Source organism: Trueperella sp. LYQ141, assembly GCF_046599555.1.
Classification (GTDB): domain Bacteria; phylum Actinomycetota; class Actinomycetes; order Actinomycetales; family Actinomycetaceae; genus Trueperella.
Genome location: NZ_JBKIWQ010000013.1, coordinates 25,953 through 40,240 on the forward strand (window position 1 = coordinate 25,953; position 14,288 = coordinate 40,240).

A 14,288-nucleotide genomic window follows, 5' to 3' on the forward strand; every position below is an offset into this window, starting at 1 on the left:
AAGGGGTCAATACAGATTTCCTTATCCAGCGCCCTAAAACGCTTATCGACACCACTACACACGCCATTCCATTTCGCAAATTTCACGCACATGCACCCGCTGGAATTACGTAGTTACACAGTTATGTAGGTACACAGGACGCCACCACAACCCAAACCGCCCTGGGAACACAGCCACCAAAGCCGCGTGGTATGTCGATCAGACCCGCATAACACCCAGCACGAACATGCACATCCCCGAGCACATCAAAACCTGCCAAATCCACGCAGGGACTCATCAACCCCGCTTAAGAATTCGCCAAACTCGCCAAAATGCGCATCGTCGTCTGCTTCACCGTCTCCACGTCATGCCCGTCATCAATCAAAGCCAAACCCGTATTCAACACCGTTCGCGTCATCCGCGCATTAATATCACTGTGCTGCGGGGTAATATGCGCCCACATCTTCGCGATCGTTCGCGCTAACTCGTGATGGAAATTCATCACCGCACCTAACTGCGCCCCAGAACGCATAGTAAAAGCACTCCGGCGCCCAGTTCCCATCACATCAATCAGCCATTGATGCCCAGATTCCGCGCCAATATCCAAACTAAGAGAAATCACGGCACGCAAACGCTCATACGGCTCCGGCGCGCTCTCAATAGCCGCATGCAAGCGCTCCACCCACGCCGGAATATACCGTTCCAAAACATGAATACGCAGGTCGTCCACGGTATCCACATAGCGATAAATAGAGTTTCGCGCCATGCCCGACTGCTTTGCCACCGCCGAAGCCGTCAAGGCACTCGGACCATCCTCCCGAAGAATCCTCTCTGCCGCGTCAATAATCCGATGAAAAACAATCTCGTGGTGCTCTCTGACGGAGGCGGCAGAAATCTTCGGACTCATTACATTTCCCTCTTTTCTCGCGCCTACCACCACATACGCTTCATTACGCAGCACCACATAGCCAGCGGTTTTACTTATACATACGCCAGTCTAGCGGTTCTCGTCGATCGATTATGAATTATCTCGACTACACCAATATCGGTACACGTGAAAGAATAGTGCCATGGATTTCATGAACTGGGCCCTACACATTGCTAGCCAACATCCTGAGTTACGCGAAGCAATGGTGCATATTAACGGGCAATGGCTTGAAATCCTTTTCCCTGACGGGCAGACTTTCCGGTTCCGCCCAGGGCACATGGTCAAAGCTGACGCTCCAGAAGCCCTGCGCACAGAACTACTCAACCGGCTCATCTCCATCGGAGTTGCCGGTCTACATGAGGAGCAAAAGAAACCAGAAACGCCAGATCACACCCAGCCGGCAAGTAATTCTTCGCTTCCACCCGCCGATATTTCACCGGCAGAGTCGGAAAAAGAACCCACTCACCAGCCATCACATCCAGATTCCCATTCGCCACATACGTCAACGGCCATATCGAGCACCTCAACGCCTTCCCAGTCGCCAGCAACTCCCACGAATTCCGGTGAGCCAACCAACAGCGAAACACATACCCGCTCGGCGAGTAGCTCAACCGCCAGCAACTCCCGCATTGATGACGGTTCCCATTCCGACGCCAGCTCCCACCCTGATACTGATGCGAATAGCACCTCTAGCACTGCCGCCCCAACCAATGCCGATAACCCCCATAGTGATAAGCCGACTGACACCGATGATCCGCACACCTCAGATAGTGCTGCCATCGAGCGAAACCATTCATCCTCGGCCTGCGCTGAGCCTGCTGGCGCGTTAGAACCACAAACAGCACACCCGGCAGAGCATAGGCACACCAGCCAGGGCAAAACTCCGCAAGACACATCCGCACAGAATCACTCCACAAGCGACGCTTGCGCGCATAGTGACGCAGTGCCGTCCACACAGGCAGAAAACGATGAATTTTGGCGCATTACCGAACAACTGCGCGGAATTGATTTTCCAATAGATGAGCTCCGCGCCGCCTACGCCGAACAAGATGCCGCCACTAGCGAGAAAACTGCCGGCGAACTTGACGAAGATGGCGAGGAATACGGCGAAGATAATGACTCCACGCACGCACCCGGCTTCATGCCTATCGTGCGCTCAGCAGATCTCTTCCTCTCCTCACACCGCGAGCGCGACTCCATCATCTATCTGCCAATGACGGATTTCATCGGCGTCGGTTTAGCGCGCGACCTACCCGACGTCATCAAACCGCTCTCCTACTCCGATTTCCCGAATCAAGATCTGCAGGTTCATGAGATGATGGGCGAAGCTATCCTGCAACTGCGCTATCTCGCTGACCCGGAAGCCAGTCACGTCTCACTTGGGGTGACGAATATTGCCGGAGCGCACGTCCTGTGCTTTACCGATCCTGAGCATTATCAAGCCTCTTGGTTTGCCGACGTCGATATGGCCCAACAGTTAGCCCAGCAACTTGCCGAACAGCATCCTGACGATATTCCCCTATTCGTCCCTGCCTCGCCCTACCGCCTCTTCATCGTTTTTTCTGGCGATCCACACCTAGCTGATTTCTTCCAGCTCCTTTTAGATCAACGCGACTCCGCCCATGCGCTCTACCCACTGCCACACACTGTTGCTGCCGACGGCTGGGCTGAATGGATCCCCTTGCCTGGCGATGAACTCTCCGAAGTTCTCGGCACTTTGCGCAACACCTTCCGTCAGCGCATATATGCCACCCAACGAAAACTCTTGGAGCAGTGGGGAGAATTTGGAACTATCAAAGAATTCTATCCCCGCCAGTTAGCAAACGGGGAGCGCGTCTCGTCAACCATCTGGGATGCTCGCGACGGCGAAGGATCCATCCCGATCACTGACTTCATCACTTTTACCCGTTCCGCCCCAGAATTTCCTTGGCAAAAAGAACCGTCGGTTTCCCTCACAATCCGGCTTCACATTGCCCAAGAGATTTGGGCTGACGGATTCATGATGGATAGATCAGTCTGGCCACCTCGGCTGCGCGTTACCGGATTTCCCGACGAGGCCACCTTGTTAGCGTTGCGCGACGCCGCCCAGCGGGAATTTTAGCTATTTGCACTCGCATTGCGCGGGGTGGACGTGCCGTAGAAACGCCCCAAGGTTTCTTCCTTGTATTCAGCGTAATATCCCCCGTCAATCGCCTCGCGAATCCCATCAACCAAGCGCACGGTGAAATACTCGTTGTGAATCGTGGCTAAAGTCGAGGCGATCATTTCTTTCGCTTTGAATACGTGGTGCATATAGGCTTTCGAATAATGCGTGCAGGTGTAGCACTCACAGCCTTCAACCAGCGGGGAAAAATCGCGGCGGAACTGCGCTCGCGTGATATTAAACCGACCATCAGGCGAATAGATAGCTGCATTGCGGGCCACCCGCGACGGATTCACACAATCAAACGTATCCGCGCCAGATTCAATACAGTTGAAGAAATCGTCCGGCTCGGAAATACCGAGCATGTGGCGAGCGCGATCCTCCGGCAATTCCTCACACACCCACGAAACGATTTTGCGCAGATTCTCTTTTTCTAACGCGCCACCGATACCGAAACCATCGAATACCTGCCCGTCCATTTCCATTGCCCCGAGATCACGAGCGGCTTTCCGACGCAAATCCTCGTATTGCGCACCTTGCAGCACACCAAAAAGCTGTTGGTAGGGCTTGCCTTCCCGCTCTTGCGTGAGCTGACGGTGGGCAACCAAACAGCGTTGCGCCCACAGGCGGGTTCGCTCCAATGCCTGCTCTTGATAACTGCGCGAATGCATAATGGAGGTCAACTCGTCGAACGCAAAAATAATATCTGCCCCCAGCTCATGCTGGATTCGCATGGAGATCTCCGGAGTGAATCGGTGTAAGGAGCCATTCAGATGGGAACGGAACCACACCCCGTCATCATCCACATGGGCAAGCCGTTCTTTGCCGACGCGAACTGCGTCATCGGCAACCGCCTTACCGGAAAACTCCTCCGATAGAACCTTTTTGAATCCGGCTCCCAGGCTCATCACCTGAAAGCCGCCGGAGTCCGTGTAAGTCGGGCCCGACCAATTCATGAATTTTCCGAGGCCTCCTGCCTCGTCAACAATATCGGAACCAGGCTGCAAATATAGGTGATACGCGTTGGATAGAACCGCTTGCGCACCCACCTGCTCGATAGCATCGGGCAGGGTCGCTTTGACCGTCGCTTTCGTGCCAACCGGAATAAAAGCTGGCGTGCAGATTGACCCGTGCGGGGTATCGATTCGCCCGGTGCGCCCCAACATATCTGGCAGGCGAGTGCCCAGCGTAAAACTCATATCACATCAAACTTTCCTGATAGTGCGGCTCATGGGCCTTTACCCAACGAATAACTGGGTAGGTAATCGGAAGGATTGCCACTTCGACAAGCACTTTATAAATAAATCCTGTTCCCGTCAGATTGAAGATCGTTCCCCAGGAAACCGTGCCGATCCATGCCACGATACAGAAGATGATGGTATCAGCGAATTCTCCGACGACGGTCGAGCCGATCAGGCGAACCCAAAGTTGGTTTTCTCCCCAGTGATCTTTAATCCAGGTCAAAACGTATGCGTTCAGTAGCTGCCCAGCGATATATCCCAGCAGTGAGGCTAAAACGAAACGCGGTACCACGCCTAAGACCGTCACGAATGCCTCTTGACCGGTGTATTCCGCTGCCGATGGTGCGATCGCCACGAGCCAGAACGTCAACGACCCCAGGGCGGAAGCTAAAAATCCGAGAATGATTGCCCGCCGTGCACCGCGGAAGCCGTAGACCTCTGCGAGCACATCACCGATGACGTAGGTGAGGGGGAACAGGATTGCCCCACCATCAAAAACGAGTGGACCGGCCGCGATCAGCTTCGTTGCCGCGATATTCGACAACAGCAGGCAGGCAATAAACAGTGCAAGAAAAATTTCATAGTGGCTAAAACGCACACGCGCATAACGAATCGTTTCGGCAGACGCCATGATGAACTCCAGAGAACAATGGGTGCGCATATCAGGATATGACGCAACACGTAGACTGATGATTCTGCCGGGCGCTGCCACCACCCACACACGGACGTATCCGCCCGGAACGCGGATCACTCACACGTTCGCGATTATGGTAGCACCTTCTTGCCGAAGCGCAGCATCCTTAAAAATCGAGACGAATAACGCTGGCGCCGTCCACATGGGAGATTTCTTGGGAGATCCCGATGGGCTGATCGGCTGACATTCCAAAGGTTTGCCCTGGTAGTAGGTGGGTATCGCTGGTGATGATGTAGGAGGCGATATTGGATAGCAGATCGTAGACGTCATCTTCACCGTGGGTAGATTCACGTACTTGTAGATCCAGATGGCCAAAACAGGGCAAACCAAAGGTGCGTCCGAAGCTGAGGTCTGGGCGTTGTACCCGGCAGTTCACCCATAAGGGAATAGGGGGCTGCCCTTGGGTGAGGAGATTGGCAAAATTCGTCACCATTGTGGGAGGCAGGACGACGCCGAGTTCTTCTCGATACACCCCCACGGCGGCCGGTTCGCGCATCATTGCGTCCATTAGTTCGGTCATGACGACGTGCGCGTCCACCATACGATGCCGAAAATGCAATGGCCCTAGTTCCGTATCGTGTGCCGATTCGCCCTCGTACCTGGTTTGGGTGCCGACGGTTGGGGGCGCGTAGAAGGTTGCCGCCACATAAAAGCGGTGTTCCGGGAGCGTGCCCGCTACCACCAGCGGCATATTGACCGGTGTAAGCAGGATATGCACTCCCCGAGTTTCACAGTGCAATATGCGCTGTTCTACCCCGTCACTGCCAGTTGCGCTCTCCCAGCTTGGTTCGATTTTCTCTGACCACAGCAAGGCGAATCGTTGTACGGCTGCCTCCAGATCAATCGGGGCAGACATCAGCGCCGAGGCGGTCAACATGCGGGGCGCATCGGGATGTATGGAAGACAGTGACTGCATACCGACGATTCTAGCTGCCGCGAGAAAAGATCGCGCAGCGGTGGTAGATAAAAAACGGGCTAGCACGAGAGGACAGCAAACTCCTCGTGCCAGCCCGTTTGGGTGGAAGCGATGGATCTGCTCACCTCAGATATATCATCGCTACTGCAACCACCCGCGCCCCACCATAATGGGTGCGCACGCTTTACATGAATAGTATTTGCGATATTGCCAGTAGTGTCAACTGATTTTCGGCAGAGATTTCCGGCAATTTTTCTGCCGGCGCCGCCAGATCATTTCACCAGGCTGGAAACTTCCATCGGGATCACGTTGCGCATGCCTTGCCACTTCTCCTCATTTTCCAGCAATCCGCTTAATGGCGCGCCAAAACGAGCTTCAACATCGTCACGCGAGACAACATAAGAGGACGAGGGGGTACCGTACATAACCGAGCGCACGTTATCGATACTGGCCATGATGGCAATTGCGGAATAGAGCACATTGGGCGCCACCGTCTCGTCGTCATCCGTATTCAGATCCGGACCAAGCGTGATGACCACATCCTGCCCTAAAATCTCTATCCGTTGCACTCGATCAGCTAACGGCAAGGCATTGATGAGATTGACCGTATTGGAGTTATTCCCCACGTATTGACTGCGGTAGGACTCAATAGATTCCAATTCGTGCGTCTCATAATTCGTTGCTGGTGATACCGCCACATTCTCCGTGCGATCCATGTGATACCAGCCGATAACGAAACCCACTACGACAAGCAGCACTAAACCGACGCATATCACGGCAAGTGGCACATTCGTAGCAGATTGACGACGATTCATGTATTCATTATTGCCCGCAAGTGATAGCGGCACATCATCCTTAGGAGGGAGTAGCTATTAACGCATTCCCGTGTCAGCCGTGCCGCAAATCCAAGAAGAATGGCCCGCGCTGAGTTAATTCCTGCAAAAACATGGCGTCCCAGTTATGCCACGGCTCTTTGGATAGCGCGTCGTTAGTAAAACGCGGATCTGCCGTCACTTCCGTACAACAAAACTCGGGAATCACTAAATCGACCACCGGCGTTAATCGTTCAATTTCTGCGATGATTAAACCTTCGTTTTGCCCGACAAATACGTCGAACTCCCAGCCATCCTCGTTGACCCACAATGAGTGCCGAGTTTTCGCTACCACTCGATTCGCTCGCTGGATGATCTGTACCGCCACGTCGGGATCTAGTTCAGATTCCATTTCATAGCGTTCCCCGTTGACGGACGGAGACTTCACCGCAATCGTCGCTACCGCCTGATCGGCATTATCTTTCATAACAGAGCGCAAAAGCCGCCGCTCGTAGGCGCCGACCTGGTCTGTCGCCCAGTCAAATGGCTCATGCGTGAAGGTCACTCCTCGGAAAGAGACTCGCACCCGAATGGCGTATCCCGCTTCTGCAAACACATACGCCTGGATAATTGCCTGCGGCGAACCGTGTTCGCGCACCCCTTCCGGTAGTTCCCGGACGAGGAACTTCCGCTCAAACTCAAAGGAGTATTCCCGCTCTTGCGCACTCATATCTTCACCCTAGCGGTTAAAGCTGGGCTCATGCGGATAATCTGGGGGTATTTCCACAGCCTTTACCCCCCCCATCGCCTGAGCTTCAACGCCCATACCTCGCCGCATTGTTCTTCTTCCACGATCCAGCTAGCCTAATATACGGGGTTTATCCCATATCGAGTTGTGAACTATGACGGAACGTGACGGCGAAATTTGGCACACTGAATCCCGTCATCGAAAAATGGAGTTGTATGGATACACAGCGCGTAAGCGGTACCGACGTTGTCGTCGCCGCACAAACCCTCGGTCAAACCGTGCGCACCACCCCGTGCGAACCCTCAGCGCGGCTCAGCAATATGTGCGGCTATCCCGTCTATCTCAAACGTGAGGATATCCAAGTCGGGCGCTCATATAAAGTGCGAGGGGCATATAACGTCATCTCTGGGCTATCTGCACAGGACGTGCGCCACGGAGTCGTATGCGCCTCAGCCGGTAATCACGCACAAGGGGTGGCTTTCGCCTGCCACAAGAAGCAAATCCCTGGCACGATATTCATCCCATCCACCACTCCGCGCCAGAAGCGTTCCCGCATTGCCGATATTGGCGGCGAATGGGTGACCTTACAAATTATGGGCTCAACCTTTGACGAATCCTCACAAGCTGCAATCAGCTACGCCAAAGAAGTAGGAGCAACCTACATCCATCCTTTTGACGATCCACGAACCATTGCCGGTCAGGGAACCGTCGTTAAAGAAATTTTCAGCCAAGTCCCACAGCAACCTGCCAGCGTTCTTGTGCCGGTTGGCGGCGGCGGTTTACTCGCTGGAACGCTGGCCTGGATTAAACAGTTCCACCCGGACGTGACGGTCATCGGCGTCGAACCAGCCGGAGCGGCCTCCATGCGCGCCGCCCTTGACGCAGGTGCACCCCAAACCCTGAGCGATATTGATACCTTTGCTGATGGCACTGCCGTTGCTCGCGTCGGAGATCTGACGTTCACCCTGGTACAAGAGCTATGCGATCACGTCATCACCGTGCCAGAGGGGGCAATCTGCTCGGAGATGCTGGATCTATACCACGTCGAGGGGATTATCACTGAGCCAGCCGGTGCGCTCGCGAGCGCCGCCTTGCGCGGATACGTCAACGACTATCTGCCGGAAGGCCCAGTTGCCTGTATCGTTTCCGGAGGAAATAACGACGTTTTGCGCTATGACGATATTGTTGAGCGCTCCATGATCCACGAAGGGTTGCGCCACTATTTCCTCGTCACATTCCCACAAAAACCTGGAGCTTTGCGCGGATTCCTGGATGACGTGCTCTCCGACGGGGAAGACATCATCCAATTCGAGTACACGAAGAAAAATAATCGCGATATGGGGCCAGCACTCGTCGGTATCGAAATTGACGATCCTGCCGGTATTGACGCCCTGCTCGAACGTATGCACGCCTCCGAACTCGATATTGAAAAGTTGGAGCCTAATTCGCCGGCTTTCCGCTTCGTCCTCTAGGCTTACAAGGGATGACGGATTATTGTGTGTTGAAGAGTTCTCCTCCCGACGCACCTCAACGAAAGGATCATCATGTCTGAATTGCCTACGATGCAATCTCCTGCTTCATCGTCAGTGAATTCCTCACGGCGAAACAAGCGCATTATCGGATCGGTGATCCTTGCTCTGCTAATGGTTGTTCTCGTTGTTATTGCAATTTTGGTCAACCGCCACGGAGGAAAATCTGATCCGCAGGCTGGTTCGGATTCTCCTAGCACGACGGCATCGCACAGCACAGATGCGCCAAAGGAGTCGGATAACACCGCTTCGGGAGAACCATCCGAGGATCCGTCCTCAAAGTCGGCAAGCAATTACGATAATCCGGAGATTCGCGCGCTGATCGAGAAGCAGTGGCGGCGGGCGGCAGGCGATCCGATGGCTATTGGTCCAGTCGATGCTCCCCTCGTCATTGAAATTTATTACGACTTCCAGTGCGTGCACTGTGCAGAATCTGCGGTAGAGCACAAAGATCAACTCCAGCAGCTTGCCGATTCTGGAAAAGCCCGTATCGAGTACAACAATCTCCCGATTTTAGGGGATGCCTCAGTACTGGCCGCACAAGGAGCAGAAGCCGCCGCTAAACAAGGAAAGTTCTTCGAGTATTTCAACTACATTTTCTCGGCACGTGCCGCCCAGAAACCAGCTGACCTCTCACAAGAGGGCATCATCAAGATTGCCCAAGAAATCGGCGTCCCTGATATTAACGCATTTACTGCGGATATGACCTCGCCAGAGACGGTCGCAAAAGTCAACGAACGCAAGACCTATCTCACCGGCACGCTGGGTATCACTGGCACGCCAGCTTTCCTGATTGGATACTCGTTCGTCCCTGGCAATGTTCCATCCGATACGCTTAATGAGATTATTCAAGAAGAATTAGCTCGCCCACACCAGTGACATATCCGCAATCACTGGCACGCGGTGGGCACGCCAAGTCTGCCCGCCGACGCTACCACTCAGAAAGCCTGATATTGCAGGTCAGAAAGTGAGAAAATCATGGGAATCAAACGTTTTATCTCGCGGACCTATCAGAAGTTCTCCCGATGGAATTTTGAACCGATTAGCCCCCTACCTGAAAAGGGAATCATCATCGGCGCCTACCACACCTCATATTGGGACGGCTGGTTCATGCTGATGGCCATGTGGGATTTGGATATGCCGTTCAAATTCTTGGTGAAAGATTCCCTCGCTCGCGGCCCAATCGGGCCAATCATTCGTGCTGTTGGCGGTATCGGCGTTAATCGTTCTGCCGCCTCCGGCATGGTCAGCGATATCGCCGATCAGCTTCGCGCGACGGACGGACCTTTCCAACTGGTGTTAGCGCCAGAGGGCACGCGCAAACAGCGCGAGTATTGGAAGTCAGGGTTTTACTATATTGCCCTAAACTCCGGGCTGCCCGTCACCTTGGCATATATTGATTCACAGCGTAAATCGTATGGTTGGACGAAAACTATCACGCTCAGTGGTGACGTCGCTGCGGATATGGACGTCATTCGCGAATATTACCGGCAAACCTCTGGTTTCCATCCCGAGCGCAATACGTTGCCGAGGCTGCGTTCTGAAGACACCGAGAATTCGTAATACCTCGCCGAGTGGCGGCATGGCATGCTGCGTTATAGGTAGCGGCATACGGCATTGTTTGGTAGGCCGCCGGCCATGTTATGCGTGCAGTGCAGAGTGCATTGTTGGTAGGCCATTGTTAGTAGGTCGCCGCTCTCACGTCAGCCCATATATCCGATCATCGTTTCCACATATCAGACGGTGACTCTAGCTAATAGCAAACCGTTACCTATAACGCGCTGGCGGCTCGATAGACTGGAGTCAGATTAGGGAAGCAGCCAGGAGAGCTGGTCGCTCGTATCTTGTGGGAAAGTGAGTTAGTCATGATCGTCAATGTGCCACTATCGGAATCCGTCACTATTCCCCAGTTAGGATTTGGCACATATTTAGTTGATCCTGAGCAGGCGTCGGATGTTATTGCCAGCGCCTTGCGCCTCGGTTACCGCCATATTGATACTGCGCAGATGTATCGAAATGAAGCCGGAATCGGGCAGGCCTTAGCTAACGCCATCGGTGCGGGGATCTCGCGGCGTGATCTTTTTATTACCACGAAACTCAATACGCCTAATCATCTGCCGGATGATGTTCGCCGAACTTTCACTCAATCCTTGCAGGATCTGCAGACCTCTTATGTGGATCTGTTCTTGATCCACTGGCCTATGCCAATGTATTACAACGGTGATTTTGTCACGACGTTCCGCGTCATGGAAGAATTCCTTGCCGACGGACGCGCGCGAACTATCGGGGTTTCTAATTTTGAAACACATCATCTCGATAAGCTCTTAGCTGGGGCGCAGACCGTTCCAGCGGTGAATCAAATCGAATTGCACCCGTATTTCCAAAATCGTGAACTTGCTAGCTACTGCCAGGAGCACGGGATCGCTGTAGAATCCTGGTCGCCCTTAGGGCGGGGTCGAGTGCTGCAAGATGCCACGATCACGGATATTGGCCGACGGTTAGAGATCACTCCCGCGCAGGTCGTTTTAGCCTGGCATCTTGCCAAAGGCTATATTGCTATTCCGAAATCCACGCACGAAGAGCGGCAACGAGAGAATTTCCTTGCCGCCGAATGTGTACTATCTGAGGAAGATATTGCTCGGATTGATGAGTTAGATAAAGGGGAAGACGGGCGAACCGGCCAGCATCCTGACGTCTTTTCGCGGCTCTAACGCATGAACGAGTATTCCTAGTAACTGCGCGTTCTGGAAATCGCATACGCCCAAGCAGAAACGCTGTGCAATGTGTCCTAGGCGGATCCTTGGGAGGCACTCTGACTTTTTATACCGATACGGCGGTGAAGCATCTCAGGGTAATTGGATAATAGCCTGCAATCATCCAATTACCCTGAGATTTTGCTGCATTGCTGCTGCTCAGTATGAAGGGTAGTGCGGGAAAGTGTTGTACCGATTGTGCTATCACACTGTTTTATTACTTTTTACCTCGGCGGTGGCGCGACTCTCTCGTCGGGCTTATCCAGAAATATTCTGATTGTTGTTCAAGCGACAGGCGTAATCGCCGACACCTCAGATCAGGTTAACGCACGCCTATAATCAAAGGACAGATACGCGACTCATCTCGCAGTGCTTATTGAAGGAGTCTCATGGTTTCGTTTGCATATACCATCGCCGGTTCAGAAGCTACCGGAGGTGCTGGTTTTCAAGTTGATCTCAAGACCTTCCACGCACTCGGCGTCTATGGTTTAGGGACGCTGACCTGTATTGTCTCATTCGATCCGAAGAATAATTGGAATCACCGCTTCGTTCCGGTTGCCCCCGAGGTTATCCACGACCAGATGGAAGCCGCTATGGCTCATCAGCATCTCGACACCGTTAAGATCGGCATGCTCGGCACTCCGCAGACAATCGAAACTGTTGCCGCTGGATTAGGGCAGCAAAAGTGGCGCAATATCGTCGTTGATCCCGTTCTGATCTGTAAAGGTCAAGAGCCTGGTCAAGCTCTCGATACCGATAATGCTTTGAAAGAAAAGATCCTGCCGCTGGCCACAGTTACCACCCCGAATCTATTTGAGGCGCAGTTGTTATCAGGGCTGGAAAAGCTGGAAACAATTGCAGATCTGAGCGAAGCCGCGAAGCGAATCAGCGATTACGGGCCACAGACCGTCGTCGTTAAAGGTGGCATTGATTTCCCTGGAGATGACGCCGTTGACGTCATCTGGGATGGCAGTGACATCACCGTGCTGAGCAAGCCAAAGTGCGGCACCAGCCGCGTTTCCGGGGCTGGTTGCACACTCGCGGCAGCTATCACCGCCGAGCTCGCTAAGGGAGCAGACGTCATCTGCGCAGTCACCACCGCCAAAGATTTCGTAACAGCCGGAATCCACGAACAAGTCCCTGCAAATACCCCGTTCAATACGGTGTGGCAGGGGGCTTATTCGGCGGTAGCCGAATAAGCCGGCGCAGTCAGGCACGGCGCGGGTGCTGCGCCATGCCTGACTGTGGGTTGCCGGGCGGCGCTCCGCAGAATATACGGGAGCGACGCGCTCTGGCCTGCATGGCAAAATGCATGGCCGAAAGGGCAGGTCTACCACCGACATCTCTGGCGCGGGGTTGGCGTCTGCTTTTACTGCGTATTCGCGCGGGTTTCTGCTGTGGCGATCACGGGTTCAGGTACGCGGTCATGCAGAACCTTTCGTCGGCCATGCAGGCCAGAGGAAATGGCACGCTCGGGAAGCGCCTCTTATATAAGCGCGGGCGGGCGCACCTGCGGGAAAGCAGCGCCCGCGCGCAACATACCTCCGGCGCTTCCCGAGGGTACACTTGACCCTGACGGGTGCGCACTGCTCTCCTCTTTGCCGATGAGCGCGCACCCGTAACAGCATAGGAAGCGGAGCGCCGCCCCTCCCCGAGCGTATCTGTAAGAAAGGATGCTTTATGTCAGAGGTTCAGGCCGCCGATCTCATTACGCGCGCCACCGAGCTATTGCGCACCCATCTGGCAAATACTAAGGCATCCGCCGCAGAACAGCGCTATCGTTTCGAGCACTGCCTCCGAGTAGCCCGAATCGGACGTCGGGTAGCTGCCGCTGAAGGGCTACCTGTTGACGTTTTAGAACTTGGCTGCCTGCTACATGACATCGGCAAATATGACGCAGTTGCACACGTCGATCATGGTCGCGCTGGAGCCATTATCGTCCGTGATTTCTTTGCCGAGTGCGGCTATCACGGCCCGCATGCCGATGAGATCATCCTTGGTATCGCAATGCACGTTGATGATCGTGCCAATCCACGTACTGCTGAATATGGCTATTTATCTACCGAGGACCAGGGGACTCTTGCAGACGCCCACGCAAACCCCTACCTCATTTTCGATAGCGAACCCACGACTCTCGCTCGTTCCATCGGCGATTGCGATAATATTGACCGATTTTCCGCCTACCGCATCGCCGACACCTTAAAATATCGAGCATTCATGGATCTATCCACCCGCGAACAACGCGAATTTATTGACTCGTATCTACAGATCTTAGATACCGGCTTTACGCTACCAACTGCAACCGCAACCGCTAACGAACTGTGGATCGACTGCCTAGAATTCCAACGCACCTTTTTCACGCGGCTCGCCGCCGACCTGGCTGAAAGTTAGCACACGTTTCGTCATTCCAGGAATGCTCGGGTTATAGGACAAAATGTGTTGCTATTTTTCGGGTTTTTCGTTGTGTTGATGCGCGAAAGTGGGGGTTTTAGTTGGTTGTAGTCAACTAATTGGTCGGACAAATTGTGTTGCTTTTGTCGGGATT

At 53.8% G+C, this 14,288-nt stretch carries 13 protein-coding genes; 7 read left to right on the forward strand and 6 right to left on the reverse strand.

Going from position 1 to position 14,288, the window contains the following annotated elements; translation table 11 throughout:
* Nucleotides 1–286: 286 nt before the first annotated feature.
* Nucleotides 287–886: a TetR/AcrR family transcriptional regulator gene (locus tag ACLHIJ_RS08580; RefSeq protein ID WP_411298939.1), complete on the reverse strand. Its 600-nt coding sequence runs from the start codon at nucleotides 884–886 to the stop codon at nucleotides 287–289.
* 163 nt (nucleotides 887–1,049) lie between these two features.
* Between ACLHIJ_RS08580 and ACLHIJ_RS08585 the strand changes: the two genes are divergently transcribed.
* Nucleotides 1,050–3,008, forward strand: coding sequence for a hypothetical protein (locus ACLHIJ_RS08585; protein WP_411298940.1), 1,959 nt, complete (start codon nucleotides 1,050–1,052; stop codon nucleotides 3,006–3,008).
* On the opposite strand, the gene tgt is transcribed toward ACLHIJ_RS08585, so the two are convergent.
* The 5 genes from tgt to ACLHIJ_RS08610 all read right to left on the reverse strand — a co-directional run bounded on the left by tgt (nucleotide 3,005) and on the right by ACLHIJ_RS08610 (nucleotide 7,443).
* Entirely contained in the window at nucleotides 3,005–4,249 is a 1,245-nt protein-coding gene (tgt, locus tag ACLHIJ_RS08590; RefSeq protein ID WP_411297186.1) for a tRNA guanosine(34) transglycosylase Tgt, read from the reverse strand. The two genes, ACLHIJ_RS08585 and tgt, sit on opposite strands and share 4 nt — an antisense overlap.
* Nucleotide 4,250: 1 nt before the next feature.
* Nucleotides 4,251–4,922 (reverse strand): queuosine precursor transporter, encoded by a 672-nt coding sequence (locus ACLHIJ_RS08595; protein WP_411298941.1) that lies wholly within the window; start codon nucleotides 4,920–4,922, stop codon nucleotides 4,251–4,253.
* A gap of 169 nt (nucleotides 4,923–5,091) precedes the next feature.
* Nucleotides 5,092–5,901, reverse strand: a complete 810-nt coding sequence (locus ACLHIJ_RS08600; protein WP_411298942.1) for a DUF4261 domain-containing protein — start codon at nucleotides 5,899–5,901, stop codon at nucleotides 5,092–5,094.
* 272 nt (nucleotides 5,902–6,173) lie between these two features.
* Nucleotides 6,174–6,716: a DUF4825 domain-containing protein gene (locus ACLHIJ_RS08605; RefSeq protein WP_411298943.1), complete on the reverse strand. Its 543-nt coding sequence runs from the start codon at nucleotides 6,714–6,716 to the stop codon at nucleotides 6,174–6,176.
* A gap of 73 nt (nucleotides 6,717–6,789) precedes the next feature.
* Nucleotides 6,790–7,443, reverse strand: a complete 654-nt coding sequence (locus ACLHIJ_RS08610) for an adenylate cyclase (protein ID WP_411297190.1) — start codon at nucleotides 7,441–7,443, stop codon at nucleotides 6,790–6,792.
* A gap of 233 nt (nucleotides 7,444–7,676) precedes the next feature.
* Here ACLHIJ_RS08610 and ilvA point away from each other — a divergent pair, with 233 nt between their 5' ends.
* The 6 genes from ilvA (at nucleotide 7,677) to ACLHIJ_RS08640 (ending at nucleotide 14,134) form a co-directional block, all read left to right on the forward strand.
* Nucleotides 7,677–8,933, forward strand: coding sequence for a threonine ammonia-lyase IlvA (gene ilvA / locus ACLHIJ_RS08615; protein WP_411298944.1), 1,257 nt, complete (start codon nucleotides 7,677–7,679; stop codon nucleotides 8,931–8,933).
* Between the two features lie 72 nt (nucleotides 8,934–9,005).
* Nucleotides 9,006–9,869, forward strand: coding sequence for a DsbA family protein (locus tag ACLHIJ_RS08620; RefSeq protein ID WP_411297192.1), 864 nt, complete (start codon nucleotides 9,006–9,008; stop codon nucleotides 9,867–9,869).
* A gap of 99 nt (nucleotides 9,870–9,968) precedes the next feature.
* Nucleotides 9,969–10,553 (forward strand): 1-acyl-sn-glycerol-3-phosphate acyltransferase, encoded by a 585-nt coding sequence (locus ACLHIJ_RS08625; RefSeq protein WP_411297193.1) that lies wholly within the window; start codon nucleotides 9,969–9,971, stop codon nucleotides 10,551–10,553.
* Between the two features lie 302 nt (nucleotides 10,554–10,855).
* The gene (locus tag ACLHIJ_RS08630; RefSeq protein ID WP_411298945.1) at nucleotides 10,856–11,701 is read left to right on the forward strand and encodes an aldo/keto reductase; all 846 of its coding nucleotides are present in this window, start codon (nucleotides 10,856–10,858) and stop codon (nucleotides 11,699–11,701) included.
* A gap of 431 nt (nucleotides 11,702–12,132) precedes the next feature.
* On the forward strand, nucleotides 12,133–12,942 hold the full coding sequence (gene thiD, locus ACLHIJ_RS08635) for a bifunctional hydroxymethylpyrimidine kinase/phosphomethylpyrimidine kinase (protein ID WP_411297195.1): 810 nt from the start codon (nucleotides 12,133–12,135) through the stop codon (nucleotides 12,940–12,942).
* A gap of 481 nt (nucleotides 12,943–13,423) precedes the next feature.
* On the forward strand, nucleotides 13,424–14,134 hold the full coding sequence (locus tag ACLHIJ_RS08640) for an HD domain-containing protein (RefSeq protein ID WP_411298946.1): 711 nt from the start codon (nucleotides 13,424–13,426) through the stop codon (nucleotides 14,132–14,134).
* Nucleotides 14,135–14,288 lie beyond the last annotated feature (154 nt).

What these genes read in the sequence shown, in the direction of transcription:
- ACLHIJ_RS08580 (WP_411298939.1), bottom strand. Translation starts at nt 886, where the DNA reads ATGAGTCCGAAGATTTCTGCCGCCTCCGTCAGAGAGCACCACGAGATT.
- ACLHIJ_RS08585 (WP_411298940.1), top strand. Translation starts at nt 1,050, where the DNA reads ATGGATTTCATGAACTGGGCCCTACACATTGCTAGCCAACATCCTGAG.
- tgt (WP_411297186.1), bottom strand. Translation starts at nt 4,249, where the DNA reads ATGAGTTTTACGCTGGGCACTCGCCTGCCAGATATGTTGGGGCGCACC.
- ACLHIJ_RS08595 (WP_411298941.1), bottom strand. Translation starts at nt 4,922, where the DNA reads ATGGCGTCTGCCGAAACGATTCGTTATGCGCGTGTGCGTTTTAGCCAC.
- ACLHIJ_RS08600 (WP_411298942.1), bottom strand. Translation starts at nt 5,901, where the DNA reads ATGCAGTCACTGTCTTCCATACATCCCGATGCGCCCCGCATGTTGACC.
- ACLHIJ_RS08605 (WP_411298943.1), bottom strand. Translation starts at nt 6,716, where the DNA reads ATGAATCGTCGTCAATCTGCTACGAATGTGCCACTTGCCGTGATATGC.
- ACLHIJ_RS08610 (WP_411297190.1), bottom strand. Translation starts at nt 7,443, where the DNA reads ATGAGTGCGCAAGAGCGGGAATACTCCTTTGAGTTTGAGCGGAAGTTC.
- ilvA (WP_411298944.1), top strand. Translation starts at nt 7,677, where the DNA reads ATGGATACACAGCGCGTAAGCGGTACCGACGTTGTCGTCGCCGCACAA.
- ACLHIJ_RS08620 (WP_411297192.1), top strand. Translation starts at nt 9,006, where the DNA reads ATGTCTGAATTGCCTACGATGCAATCTCCTGCTTCATCGTCAGTGAAT.
- ACLHIJ_RS08625 (WP_411297193.1), top strand. Translation starts at nt 9,969, where the DNA reads ATGGGAATCAAACGTTTTATCTCGCGGACCTATCAGAAGTTCTCCCGA.
- ACLHIJ_RS08630 (WP_411298945.1), top strand. Translation starts at nt 10,856, where the DNA reads ATGATCGTCAATGTGCCACTATCGGAATCCGTCACTATTCCCCAGTTA.
- thiD (WP_411297195.1), top strand. Translation starts at nt 12,133, where the DNA reads ATGGTTTCGTTTGCATATACCATCGCCGGTTCAGAAGCTACCGGAGGT.
- ACLHIJ_RS08640 (WP_411298946.1), top strand. Translation starts at nt 13,424, where the DNA reads ATGTCAGAGGTTCAGGCCGCCGATCTCATTACGCGCGCCACCGAGCTA.